This is a genomic window from Terribacillus saccharophilus (assembly GCF_000725365.1).
Lineage (GTDB): Bacteria > Bacillota > Bacilli > Bacillales > Amphibacillaceae > Terribacillus > Terribacillus saccharophilus.
In genome coordinates this window covers 1,928,600-1,941,747 of record NZ_CP008876.1, presented here as the reverse complement: position 1 = coordinate 1,941,747, position 13,148 = coordinate 1,928,600, and the positions used below count along the sequence as shown (strand labels likewise).

The window sequence follows — 13,148 nt, the reverse complement described above, 5'->3', positions numbered from 1 at the left end:
CTCCACATAATAATTATTATTAAATAAGATTAAATCGTTGATTATCATGACTAGCTGTGTTAACTTGTTATATGTACTTATGAAATCATTCACAAACATTCACAAATAAACACACACTCTATCCTAACACAATTGTTTACGATTCTGTTCACAATTTTGAATAGGACAGAAATACCATAGTGTTATACTAGTAAGAGCGACATGTTTTCAAGGGGGAAAAAGGGAATGTACATGTTAGTTGCTGGAATCAATTATCGCACAGCCCCGATTGAAATAAGAGAAAAACTAAGTTTCAAGGAAGAAGAGCTTGGCTTAGCGATGCAAGCACTCTCCAACCAGAAAAGCATGCTCGAAAACGTCATTGTTTCGACATGCAACCGTACGGAGATCTATGCAGTGGTCGACCAGATCCATACTGGCCGCTATTATATAAAGAAATTCTTGTCTGAATGGTTCGGTATCGAAAAAGACGAGATTGCATCTTATCTTACTTTTCATGAGGATGAAAGAGCTGTGGAGCATCTGTTCAAGGTAGCAAGCGGACTGGACTCCATGGTAGTAGGAGAAACACAAATCCTTGGACAGCTGAAACGCGCGTTCCAAAAAGCACAAGAGCTGCACACATCTGGAACAATTTATAATGAATTGTTCAAACAGGCTGTTACGGTAGCTAAACGTGCACATACAGAGACTGGAATCGGAGAAAATGCTGTCTCTGTCAGCTACGCAGCGGTTGAGTTATCTAAAAAGATCTTCGGTGATATTTCTTCTAAACGAATCGTCATCTTAGGCGCTGGTAAAATGGGGGAACTGGCAGCGAAAAACCTGCACGGTTCAGGCGTAAAAGATGTTACGGTAGTCAATCGAACAAAAGAAAAAGCAGAACAGCTAGCTGCTTTGTTCAACGGTAAAGCAGCTGGTTGGGATGAACTGGATAGTACATTGCATGATGCAGATATTGTTATCAGTTCTACTGGTGCACCAGGATATGTACTGGATAAAGAAATGCTTCAAGCAGTTCACAAGGAACGTAAAGGTCAGCCATTATTCTTAGTTGATATTGCTGTTCCGCGTGATATTAATCCGGACGTGGATGAGCTGGAAAGCACTTTCCTATACGATATCGATGATTTACAGGATGTTGTTGATGCGAACTTGGCTGCGCGTCAGGAAGCAGTTGAGAAGATAGAAATTATGATTGAAGGCGGCATCGTCGATTTCAAAGTGTGGCTGCAGACATTAGGTGTTGTACCAGTCATTTCTGAGCTACGCCGTAAAGCAGCAGCTATCCAAACTGAGACAATGAAGAGTTTGGAACGAAAACTGCCTGACCTTAGCGAACGTGACATGCGAGTGCTGAACAAGCATACGAAGAGTATCATTAATCAGCTTCTTAAGCAGCCGATCACACAAGCAAAAGAGCTTGCCGGCCGTGAAAACAGTGAAGAATTAATTCAACAGTTCGCAGAGATTTTTGGAATCGAAAAAGCGGTGTTGGATAAACAAAATAATCTTATCAAACTGGAGCGCACAGAGTCACAAAAGCTTCAGTCTGTACCAAGTGCTTCCACAACTAGATAAAAAGAAGGGCTTATAGATGCAGGTACCGGCTTATCTTTACGAAATTATTTTACTTCTATATGCAGCCAGCATTTTCAGCTATTTTATCGATTTTATACAAAAGAATCGGAAGGCGAATGTTTTCGCCTTCCGTTTGCTTACTTTAGTATGGTTCTTCCAGAGCCTTTTTTTATTGCAGGAAATGATTGCGCATGCTGGCCTGCCGGTAAAGGACGTATATGAAGGGTTATACTTTTATGCTTGGGTCCTGGTGTCACTATCTTTATTCATCAATCGCATCTACAAAGTCGATTTTCTCACTTTCTTTCTGAATGTGGTCGGCTTTTTTATGATGTTATTATATATTGCAAGCTCAGCTTACGAGAGGGAATGGACTCAGACCATTCCTTTTATGAATGAAGTGCTGATCGCACATATTACGCTGGCTATTCTTGCGTATGGGTTCTTCACTCTGTCCTTTGTCTTCGCTACCATGTACTTATTTCAATTCCAACTTTTGAAGCAGAAAAAAGGGTATAGGTGGTGGACAAGGCTTGGCGACTTGGGCAAGCTAGAGACATATACCTTCACTTCTATAACCATCGGGACGCCTTTGTTATTGTTATCGATTGTTATGGGGATTGTATGGGCTTATACGACAACAGCCGTCTTTTATTGGTATGATTGGAAGACAATCGGTTCGCTGACGGTGCTGGCCGTCTATGCAGTGTATCTTTTCCTGCGTTTGGCAAGAGGTGTCAGAGGGAAAGGCCTGGCAATATATACTATTGCAGCCTTTCTGATCCTAATCATTAATTTCTTCTTGCTTAGCACGTATTCATCATTTCATTTTACTGGGTAAATTATGTAGTCCTTAGGAGGTAGAGCAATGCGAAAAATTATCGTCGGTTCAAGAAAAAGCAATTTGGCTCTTACACAAACAAAGTGGGTTATCGAGCAATTAAAACAAGCAGGTGCGCCATATGAATTCGAAATCAAGAAAATCGAAACAAAGGGAGACAAAATCCTAGACGTTACACTTTCAAAGGTTGGAGGAAAAGGGTTGTTCGTCAAGGAAATCGAGCAAGCTATGTATGACGAGGAAATCGATATGGCCGTACATAGTATGAAAGACATGCCATCCGAGCTTCCTGTCGGTCTAACCATTGCCAGCGTACCAGTTCGGGAGGACTATCGGGATGCTTTGATTTCTAAGAATAACGTCTCCTTAAGGGAATTGCCGGAAGGTGCGGTTGTTGGAACAAGCAGCCTTCGTCGCGCTTCACAGATTCTTGCTATTCGTCCGGATATCGAGATCAAACCGATACGCGGTAACATCGACACGCGCTTGAAAAAGCTTGAGAATGAAGATTTTGATGCAATTGTTCTTGCTGCTGCTGGCTTGAAGCGCATGGGCTGGGGCGATGAAATTGTAACAGAATTCCTGGAAACAGATCTTTGCCTTCCAGCTATCGGTCAAGGAGCACTTGCAATCGAATGCCGCGATACGGATATGGAATTGATCGAGCTTTTAGCGAAAATCAATGATTCTTATACGCAGCAGACGGTAGCGGCTGAGCGTACTTTCCTCTATTTGATGAACGGAAGCTGTCAAGTGCCGATTGCTGGTGTTGCTCATATGGAAGAAGATGATGTTGTTCTGACAGCTTTGATTGCTTCTGTTGACGGAAAACAAGTATACAAAGAAGAAGTACGAGGAACTGATCCTCAGGAAGTTGGTAAACTTGCCGCTGAAAAGATGCAGGAACAAGGTGCGCAGAATATCATCACCAAAGCGATTCAGGAGTCGGAATCCAATTGAGCCGGCTGCCGGCCGTGAAGGTGCTCGTAACGCGCCCGAAGCAGCAGGCTGTCCGATTAGCTGAACAGCTGGCCCAAGCAGGCGCGAGTCCTATTATGGTGCCTTTACTAACATTCCGAACTAGAACGGATAAGAACAATCAAATGCTTAGCCAGCAAGGCAATCGCTTTGACTGGCTGTTCTTCTCGAGCATCAATGGAGTGGAGCACTTCCATGCATTAGTGAGTAAGTTTTCCGATTTAGAGAACTGGAAACATTGCCATATTGCTGCAGTCGGACAGAAAACGGCTGAGGCGGTAGAAAGAGTGCTGGACAGGAATGCTGATTTAATACCGGATGCGTATACTGCTGACCGCTTAGCAGAAGAATTCAGTGCAGCATATGATCCTGCTAGCCGGATACTGCTGATTCAAGGGAACTTATCCCGGCCAGCATTATCAAACGGATTAAGACAGAATGGCTATAATTTCGAGAAAATGGTCGTCTATGATACGGTAGAAGAGAAATGTAACCAAGAGCTTCTGAACAAGGTCCTGCAAAACGACAAGCCAGAGGTTTTGACGTTTACAAGTCCCTCGTCGATAGAGACTTTTCACTCTTTTATCTGTCAGTCTGAAATGAAAACAAAGCAGCTGGAAAAACTTTGTCTCGTTATTGGACCGACAACAGAGGAAGCAGCTAAGCGATATGGCTTTGATAATATCCTGCTGCCTGCTCACTACACAGCAGAAGCAATGATCGATGCATTATTACATTACTATGAACAAAGGACAGGTGAATGACAATGGCAGAATTTAAACGCCACCGCCGTTTGCGTACATCAGCAAACATGCGGGCACTAGTAAGAGAAACTGAAGTAACAGTGGATGACTTGATTTACCCAGTTTTCGTTGTTGAAGGTGAAAACGTACGTAATGAAGTTTCTTCCATGCCAGGTGTATTCCAGCTGTCTTTAGATAATTTATCAGCTGAAATGAAGGAAGTAAGCGAATTAGGAATCAAATCGGTTCTATTTTTTGGTATTCCAGCTGAAAAAGACGAAGTCGGAACTGGTGCTTTCCATGACCACGGCATCGTACAGCGTGCAATCAGTCAGACAAAACAGGAAGTCCCTGAGCTTTTATTGATTGCAGATACTTGCCTTTGTGAATATACATCTCATGGACACTGCGGCATCGTGCATGACGGAATAATCGATAATGATGAATCACTAGGCTATTTAGTAGATACTGCAGTGAGCCAAGCGAAAGCAGGAGCTGATATCATTGCACCTTCTAACATGATGGACGGCTATGTACAAGCAATCCGCAAGGGACTGGATGAAGCCGGCTTTACGAACATTCCGATTATGGCTTATTCTGTCAAATACGCCTCTGCCTTTTACGGTCCATTCCGCGAAGCAGCTGATGGTGCTCCGCAATTCGGCGACCGCAAAACGTATCAAATGGATCCTTCCAACAGAAGAGAAGCGTTCCGCGAAGCAACATCTGATATCGAAGAGGGCGCAGACTTCCTTATCGTGAAACCTGCACTTGCTTACTTGGATATCATTCGTGATGTGCGTAATCAATTCAATGCCCCAATCGTTGCATACAATGTCAGCGGCGAATACAGCATGGTAAAAGCAGCTGCATTGAATGGCTGGATTGATGAGAAAGCAATTGTTATGGAAAAAATGATCGGCATGAAACGTGCTGGTGCTGATTTGATTATGACTTACTTTGCAAAAGATGTAGCAAGATGGCTGAAGGAAGACAACTGAGGAGGAAATCTGATGAAAAGCTTTGAAAAATCGATAGCGGCATTCGAAGAAGCGAAACAGCATATGCCTGGCGGAGTTAATTCCCCGGTTCGTGCATTCCGCTCCGTAGGAATGGATCCTATCTTCATGGATAACGGTAAAGGCTCCAAAATCACAGACATTGATGGCAATACGTACATCGATTATGTACTAAGCTGGGGACCACTCATTCTAGGACATGCAGATGATCGTGTTGTAGAAGGCTTGAAGAAGATCACAGAGAAAGGTACAAGCTTCGGCGCACCTACTGTGATCGAGAATAAGATGGCAGCTTTAGTAAAAGAGCGGATTCCATCCATGGATATCGTACGTATGGTTAACTCCGGTACAGAAGCGACAATGAGTGCTCTTCGTTTGGCACGTGGCTTCACTGGACGCGACAAGATCCTGAAATTTGTAGGCAGCTATCATGGACATGGCGATTCCCTTCTAATCAAAGCCGGTTCTGGTGTGGCAACACTTGGACTTCCGGACAGCCCAGGTGTACCGGAAACAATTGCTCGTAATACGATTACAGTACCGTACAATGATCTGGAAAGCGTTCGATATGCTTTCGAACAGTACGGTGACGATATTGCGGCTGTCATTGCTGAGCCAGTTTGTGGAAATATGGGTGTTGTACCACCTCAGCCAGGCTTCCTTGAAGGAATTCGTGATATCACGAAGCAGCATGGTGCTTTGCTCATTTTTGATGAAGTAATGACTGGTTTCCGAGTTGGTTATCATTCTGCACAAGGCCACTTCGGCGTTGAGCCGGACTTGACTTGCCTTGGTAAAATCATTGGCGGTGGTCTTCCAGTAGGCGCTTATGGCGGCCGTAAGGAGATTATGGATCGTGTTGCTCCAGCGGGCGATATTTATCAAGCAGGCACATTGTCAGGAAATCCACTGGCTATGACTGCTGGATACGAGACGTTGGCAGCAATGGATAAAGCGGCGTATGAGCGTATCAATGCGCATGCTGACCGTCTTGCTGAAGGCTATAAAGCAGCTGCAGAGGAGTTCGGCATCCCATTGCAAGTAAACCGTGCTGGTTCCATGGTTGGTGTGTTCTTTACGGATACTCCTGTTATCAACTTTGATACGGCGAAGACATCTAACTTGGATCACTTCTCCATGTACTACCGAGAAATGATTGAAGCGGGTATCTTCCTGCCGCCTTCTCAATTCGAGGGGTTGTTCTTATCAGCTGCTCATACAGATGAGGACATCGAAGCGACGATTGAAGCAGCTAGACAAGCCTTCAAGAAAATAGTAGCATCTTAAACTCAAAGCCCAAGCTTTTATGCTTGGGCTTTTTTTCATGTGGACAAAGGATTTTCCTTACATATAAGAATGGGCGTAAGCATAGGTTTTAGTACAGAGGAACGCTTAAATCTTGGAAGGAGGATTCCACATGTCTTCAAATGAGACAACACCTTTTATGTTTGATATACAAGAATCACTCAGTTTCCGTGCCGACGCACAGCTGCAGGATCTAATAGGAATCGCATTGGAGCCGGAGATCAGTATCCAGGAGTTTGAGCACGAAATTTCTGTTCGAGGTGTCATCGAACTTACAGGTGAATATTACCCTATCCAGGAGGTTGCAGAAGGAAGTGCAGTCGCAGTCAGTCCTGGTACAAGGGAAATGGAAAACATCGAGAAACAGGAAGCTGGAACAAATACTTTTTATCATCGTTTCCCTGTTGAGATATCTGTTCCGAAAAATCGTATCAAGCAGCTGAATGACGTATATGTCACAATCGATAATTTTGATTATGAAGTTCCTGGTAGCAATGTTCTTGAATTACATGCCACAGTTGCAATATACGGTGTGTTGGAAGAGAGAAAACAAGCGCAGCCACAAGCACCGCAGCAGCCTTACTTCCCGCCTCCGATCCCGCAAGCAGAACAAGCAAAATCTTATACAGACGAAATAGCTAATCAAATTGAAGCTCAAGCACGTGACAATCAGCAGTATGAGCAGCAAAGCTATCAATTTGTTAAAGAAGAACCAGCAGAAGCTAAGTCCGAAGAATCAGCTTCATATGCGACAGACGAGATAGATGCTGAGCAGCAAAGCTATCAGATTTCTCAAGATGAGTATGTAGAGGAAGCAGAGGTAGTAGAGAATCGAGAGGAAACAGAAGCAGATGCTCGCGACGAATATGAGACCGAAGAGCAAAGCTATCAGGTTTCTCAAGATGAGCATGCAGTTGAAGCAGCGATAGAAGTGAACCGCGAGGAAACCGAAGCGGATGCTCGCGACGAATATGAGACCGACGAGCAAAGCTATCAGTTTACTCAAAACGAGTACCCGGAAGAAGAGGTAGAAGTGAACCGCGAGGAAACAGAAGCAGATGCTCGCGACGAATATGAGACCGACGAGCAAAGCTATCAGTTTACTCAAGACGTGTATGCAGAAGAAGAGGTAGAAGTAAATAAAGAGGAAACAGAAGCAGATGCTCGTGACGAATATGAGACTGATGAGCAAAGCTATCAATTTGCCCAGGATTATGTGGAGCAAAAAGAAGCAGAAGTCCAGGACGATCAGGATGCCGGAGGGCAGGGCTATCAGTTTTCTCAGGAATATACAGAAACAGAAGTAGAAGCTGAATTAAAAGCAGAAACCCGCGATCAGAAGATTGAGGAGCAAAGCATTCCATTTACTCAGGAATATGCAGAGCAAACTCAGGCAGAAGCAGGACCGGAGGAGTCAGAGACTTCAGCTGCATCAGCAGATTATATAGAGCAACGCCCCTCTGAAGAGGAACAAGAAGAACCACAAACTTTTGTACATGATCAGGCACCTGCTTATCCGAAGGTAACTATACAAGCGGAGAAGCCTACTGAAAATTCACGTGACGAAGCAGTTTATGAAGCAGAAGAACTATCACATCTACAAAATGCTCATCAAAATCCTGAAGCTGGCAAGCTTCCAGAAGAATTTTTCGTCCTTCCGGATGAGCTTGAGGATGCGTATCAAGCGGCCGATTTCCGTCAGGCGCATATACAAGATGATGATGTGTATTATTTGGATCGGGAACTACCGCATGAAGAACCTTCTGATACACCAGATTTCACTTTTACTTATCAAGCAAAACAAGAAGAAGCACCTCCTGAGCCAATAAGATTCGAGGCACCTCCTCTTTTGACACCTGAAGAGGATGATAGATGGAAATATAAAGAGACGAAAACATTCAGTGAGTTTTTCGGTAGCAAGCCAGTCGAGCCTACTGAAGTACCTCAAGCAGATGTAACTGCTGAAGAGGTCAATACAGAAGAATCATACGAAGATGCTTATAAGGAAGTTTCGCTGCAGGCTGTTCCAATAAATCAAGAGCTGCAGCCAGAGGATTTGCCGGAAGTGATCGAGGAAGAAATAGAGGAAGAAGCAGAAAGAAAAGACAGCAGCAGCAATTTCCTTGTCAGTATGTTCGGTGCACGGGAAGAAACTTACACAAAGCTTCGTGTTTGCATCGTCCAGGAACGAGATACATTAGAGAAGATTGCGACTCGATATGACGTGCCGATCAGCTCAATTGCCAGCTCCAACAATTTAGAAGAAGAAACAGTATCTGAGGGACAGCTGCTTCTCATACCGCAGCGGCGTTCAAAAAAGAATTAATCAATAAGAATGAACGGGGTGTGCTAGATGGAAAATATCGATCGAATACTAGCTGCCTATGGTATCACGCCAGCCTCGGTTCAAACCATAACCAGCCGCCTGTCTAAAGTGCAAACGCACCAGGCGGCTTTTGCTTTAAAAAGGTCATCCCTCCATCCGGAGCGGCTCGATCGCTGGCTGATGGTCGTCCAAGGCAAGCATAATTTTTACCGGGAAGGTGTTCCTCCTGTCTATCAAACATTGCAGGAGAATTTCTATGTGGTGGATGAAGGAGAAGTTTATTATCTGATGCCATGGCTGGAGCGGCATCGAACAGATGAACCAGATCACCCTTATGAGATGCTGTTTACCTCACTTGGAAAAATCCATGCCTCCTCCAGCAAACGTTATCCAATCGATTATGAAGCGTACGCATTGGCTATACGAAAGCAGAAAGAAAAGCTCCAGCAGGACAGGGAGGAACTGCTTGCTTTGGTGGAGCGATTCGAATCTCAGACTTATATGGGTGTTATCCCATTGTTAGTTTGCACGCATTACAAGGATTTAGAGCATGTGTCCGCAATGCTTGATAAGTGGTATGACCATTATGATGCAGATCTTAAGGCAGATCCAGAGATGGAGCATAGCGTTCTGCATGGAAGCCTACGTCCTTCTCATGTCCAGGAAGGCAGTCCGCTGCACCTGCTTAATTGGGAAAAGACCAAGCTCGGTAATCCTAGCTTGGATCTTGCTGCCTACTATAAAGAGGAATGGCGGTTTATCGACAGTAATATGATTAACCCCCCATATTATTTGCATACGTATGAAGAACACCGACAAATGAAGAAAAATGAAGAGAGCCTGTTCATGCTGCATCTGCTGCATCCGGGCCGATATTTGAAGCAGGTCAGAGAGTATGTAAATGCTCCGCAAAAGGCGGATACCCCTGCTGTCGTTTTGGAATTGACCCAAACACATAGGCAGCTGATGCAGGCTCTCCAGGCCCAATCCTATTTCCAGGATCTTAGAGATCAGGAAGAACAGGATGGCGGGGAATCTTGATCAGATAGATTTCGACTGAAAGCTGAAGTAAAGAGCAATCAAGCCGCCAAGTAACAAAATATCCAAAATCGACGGAAACAATATTGTCCGGATGAACTGGAAGATGATCAGCGGAATTACCGCCTTCTCGGTGACATTGATCCAATACTTGAGGAACCCCGGCATGTTGTTGCGGTTGAATTTACTCATTGTTATCCCTCCTATAGGTAGTATATGAACGGGAAAAGCTAGGCGTTTACCCTTTTTTGAAAAAAATATGCCTCTTCATTGACTTTTTTACTGTCAAGTGGATACAATAAGCTATACATGATACAAATGCTTTGACAGGGAAGAGTATAGTGTAAGGGTCCATACTAGAGAGGGAAGCAAATTGGTGGAAGTTTCCCGGATACCTGCAGTAGAAGGTCGCCCTGTATGCAGCGACCCTGAACATGACTTTTAGTCAGTAGGGGAAGCCGGTGAAGAGCCGTTATCTCCCTCGAGTGTACGACACCTATAATTTAGTGTCGTAAATGAAGGTGGTACCACGGAAACTAACCCTTTTCGTCCTTTTGGATGAGAAGGGTTTTTATATGTCACCAAAAGCATTAAAGGAGGAACCAGGCATGACAACAGACAAATCACAAGAAAACAACTCACTGCCATCCAAATATGATCCCGCAAGCATCGAAGCAGGCCGCTACCAATTCTGGCTTGATGGCAAATATTTTGAAGCAACTGGGGATGAAAGCAAGCAGCCATATTCCATCGTTATCCCGCCGCCAAACGTAACAGGAAAGCTGCACCTAGGGCACGCTTGGGATACAACATTACAAGATATTCTTACACGTATGAAACGTATGCAAGGCTATGATGTGCTTTGGCTTCCAGGAATGGACCATGCAGGTATAGCGACACAAGCAAAAGTAGATGCAAAACTGCGCGAGCAGGGTATCAGCCGCTATGATCTTGGCCGCGAAGGCTTTTTAGAGAAGAGCTGGGAATGGAAAGAAGAATATGCAAGCTTCATCCGCAAGCAATGGTCGAAGATGGGTCTTGGTCTTGACTACTCCCGAGAGCGTTTCACATTGGATGAAGGACTATCTGAAGCAGTTAAAGAAGTATTCGTTACATTGTATGAAAAAGGTTTGCTGTATCGTGGCGAATATATCATCAACTGGGATCCGGCAGCCAAAACGGCTCTTTCTGATATTGAAGTAATTCACAAGGATGTACAAGGTCACTTCTATCATATGCGTTATCCACTTGCTGACGGAACAGGACATATCGAAATTGCGACAACTCGTCCGGAAACATTCCTAGGGGACACGGCAGTAGCTGTACACCCGGATGATGAGCGCTACCAGCACTTGATCGGCAAAACGGTCATCCTACCGGAAGTAAACCGCGAAATTCCGATCGTAGCAGATGATTATGTAGACATGGAATTCGGTTCTGGAGCGGTGAAAATCACTCCTGCACATGACCCGAATGACTTTGAAGTAGGTAACCGTCATAATCTTGAACGCATCCTTGTAATGCATGAAGACGGCTCAATGAATGAAAATGCCGGTAAATATAACAGCTTAGATCGTTTTGAAGCTCGTAAGCAAATCGTTAAAGATTTGCAGGAGCAAGGCATCCTATTCAAAATTGAAGACCATATGCACAGCGTTGGACATTCTGAGCGCAGCGGCGCAGTAGTAGAGCCGTATCTATCCACGCAATGGTTCGTTAACATGGAGCCATTAGCGAAACAAGCTTTGGAATTACAAGCTGGCGAAGACAAAATCAACTTTGTTCCAGAACGATTCGAAAGAACATATTCCTACTGGATGGAAAACATTCGTGATTGGTGTGTATCCCGTCAGCTATGGTGGGGCCATCGTATTCCGGCTTGGTATCATAAAGAAACAGGCGAAGTGTATGTTGGCAAAGAAGCACCAGCTGACATCGAGAATTGGGAACAAGATGAAGACGTACTTGATACGTGGTTCTCGTCTGCACTATGGCCGTTCTCCACAATGGATTGGCCGAACACAGAAGCGGCGGATTTCAAACGCTACTTCCCGACAGATGTACTCGTAACAGGATATGACATCATTGCCTTCTGGGTGAGCCGTATGATCTTCCAATCCAAAGAGTTCACAGGCGAACGTCCATTCAAAGATGTACTTATTCACGGTCTAGTACGTGACGGCGAAGGCCGTAAGATGAGTAAATCACTCGGTAACGGTGTTGACCCGATGGATGTTATCGAAAAGTACGGTGCTGACTCATTGCGTTACTTCTTATCAACCGGTTCATCGCCAGGTCAGGATTTGCGCTTCCAATGGGATAAAGTAGAGTCCACTTGGAACTTTGCTAATAAAATCTGGAACGCATCCCGTTTCGCATTGATGAATATGGAAGGCTTACAGTACAGCGATATTGATCTGACTAAAGAGAAGAGTCTTGCAGATAAATGGATCCTTACACGCTTGAATGAAACAATCGAAGCTGTCACATACAACGCAGAGAAATATGAATTCGGTGAAGCTGGTCGTCATTTGTATAACTTCATCTGGGATGATGTGTGTGACTGGTATATCGAGATGGCGAAACTTCCGCTATACGGCGAAGACGAAGATGCTAAGCAGATGACACGCTCTGTTCTTGCACATGTACTCGATCAGACAATGCGCATGCTGCATCCATTCATGCCGTTCATCACTGAGGAAATCTGGCAGCAGCTTCCGCATGAAGGTGAATCCATCACTGTGGCTGCATGGCCGACAGTTAACAAAGATTTGCATGATGAAAAAGCAGCAGAAGAGATGAAACGCTTAGTAAGCATCATCCGCTCTGTCCGTAATATCCGTGCAGAAGTTGATACACCGATGTCCAAACAGATCCAACTGCTTATCCAAGCAGAAGACAATACAATCGAAACAGAACTTAAAGCACAGCAGCATTATATTGAACGCTTCTGTAACCCAAGTGAGCTGACGATTGCAACAGCAATTCAAGCACCAGACAAAGCGATGTCAGCTGTTCTTACTGGTGTAGAGCTTTACTTGCCGCTAGAAGGCTTGATTGATATCTCCAAAGAAATCGAACGCCTGGAGAAAGAACTCGACAAATGGACTAAAGAAGTCGATCGTGTTGAGAAGAAGCTTTCCAACCAAGGCTTCATCAGCAAAGCACCAGAGAAAATCGTCGACGAAGAACGTGCTAAGCAAGCAGATTATGAAGATAAACGCGCACGCGTACAGCAGCGCATCAATGAACTAAAAGGCTAAACACACCACAAGACGCACTAGAATTTTGCTAGTGCGTCTTTTTTTACATAGGAG

At 44.5% G+C, this 13,148-nt stretch carries 10 protein-coding genes and 1 other annotated feature; of the genes, 9 read left to right on the top strand and 1 reads right to left on the bottom strand.

Going from position 1 to position 13,148, the window contains the following annotated elements; all coding sequences use genetic code 11:
- The first annotated feature begins 225 nt into the window (after positions 1–225).
- The 8 genes from hemA (at position 226) to GZ22_RS09830 (ending at position 9,834) form a co-directional block, all read left to right on the top strand.
- Positions 226–1,581 (top strand): glutamyl-tRNA reductase, encoded by a 1,356-nt coding sequence (gene hemA / locus GZ22_RS09865; RefSeq protein WP_038561839.1) that lies wholly within the window; start codon positions 226–228, stop codon positions 1,579–1,581.
- A 16-nt stretch (positions 1,582–1,597) separates the two neighbouring features.
- Positions 1,598–2,422 (top strand): cytochrome C assembly family protein, encoded by an 825-nt coding sequence (locus GZ22_RS09860; RefSeq protein ID WP_038561835.1) that lies wholly within the window; start codon positions 1,598–1,600, stop codon positions 2,420–2,422.
- A gap of 27 nt (positions 2,423–2,449) precedes the next feature.
- A complete protein-coding gene (gene hemC / locus GZ22_RS09855) occupies positions 2,450–3,382 on the top strand; it encodes a hydroxymethylbilane synthase (RefSeq protein ID WP_038561832.1) in 933 nt (310 codons plus the stop codon).
- The gene (locus tag GZ22_RS09850) at positions 3,379–4,164 is read left to right on the top strand and encodes a uroporphyrinogen-III synthase (RefSeq protein WP_038561828.1); all 786 of its coding nucleotides are present in this window, start codon (positions 3,379–3,381) and stop codon (positions 4,162–4,164) included. The genes hemC and GZ22_RS09850 overlap by 4 nt, the downstream gene beginning before the upstream one ends.
- Positions 4,161–5,144, top strand: a complete 984-nt coding sequence (hemB, locus tag GZ22_RS09845) for a porphobilinogen synthase (protein ID WP_038561826.1) — start codon at positions 4,161–4,163, stop codon at positions 5,142–5,144. The genes GZ22_RS09850 and hemB overlap by 4 nt, the downstream gene beginning before the upstream one ends.
- A 12-nt stretch (positions 5,145–5,156) precedes the next feature.
- Positions 5,157–6,449: a glutamate-1-semialdehyde 2,1-aminomutase gene (gene hemL, locus GZ22_RS09840; protein ID WP_038561823.1), complete on the top strand. Its 1,293-nt coding sequence runs from the start codon at positions 5,157–5,159 to the stop codon at positions 6,447–6,449.
- 130 nt (positions 6,450–6,579) lie between these two features.
- Positions 6,580–8,793, top strand: coding sequence for a LysM peptidoglycan-binding domain-containing protein (locus GZ22_RS09835; protein WP_038561821.1), 2,214 nt, complete (start codon positions 6,580–6,582; stop codon positions 8,791–8,793).
- Between the two features lie 27 nt (positions 8,794–8,820).
- Entirely contained in the window at positions 8,821–9,834 is a 1,014-nt protein-coding gene (locus GZ22_RS09830) for a protein kinase family protein (protein WP_038561819.1), read from the top strand.
- Here the strand turns inward: GZ22_RS09830 and GZ22_RS09825 are convergent, their stop codons facing one another.
- Positions 9,835–10,023 (bottom strand): hypothetical protein, encoded by a 189-nt coding sequence (locus GZ22_RS09825; protein ID WP_038561816.1) that lies wholly within the window; start codon positions 10,021–10,023, stop codon positions 9,835–9,837. It abuts the gene before it with no gap.
- Between the two features lie 122 nt (positions 10,024–10,145).
- Positions 10,146–10,388 (top strand) — a binding site (T-box leader).
- A gap of 51 nt (positions 10,389–10,439) precedes the next feature.
- On the opposite strand from GZ22_RS09825, the gene GZ22_RS09820 reads away from it, so the two are divergent.
- Entirely contained in the window at positions 10,440–13,094 is a 2,655-nt protein-coding gene (locus GZ22_RS09820; protein WP_038565862.1) for a valine--tRNA ligase, read from the top strand.
- Positions 13,095–13,148 lie beyond the last annotated feature (54 nt).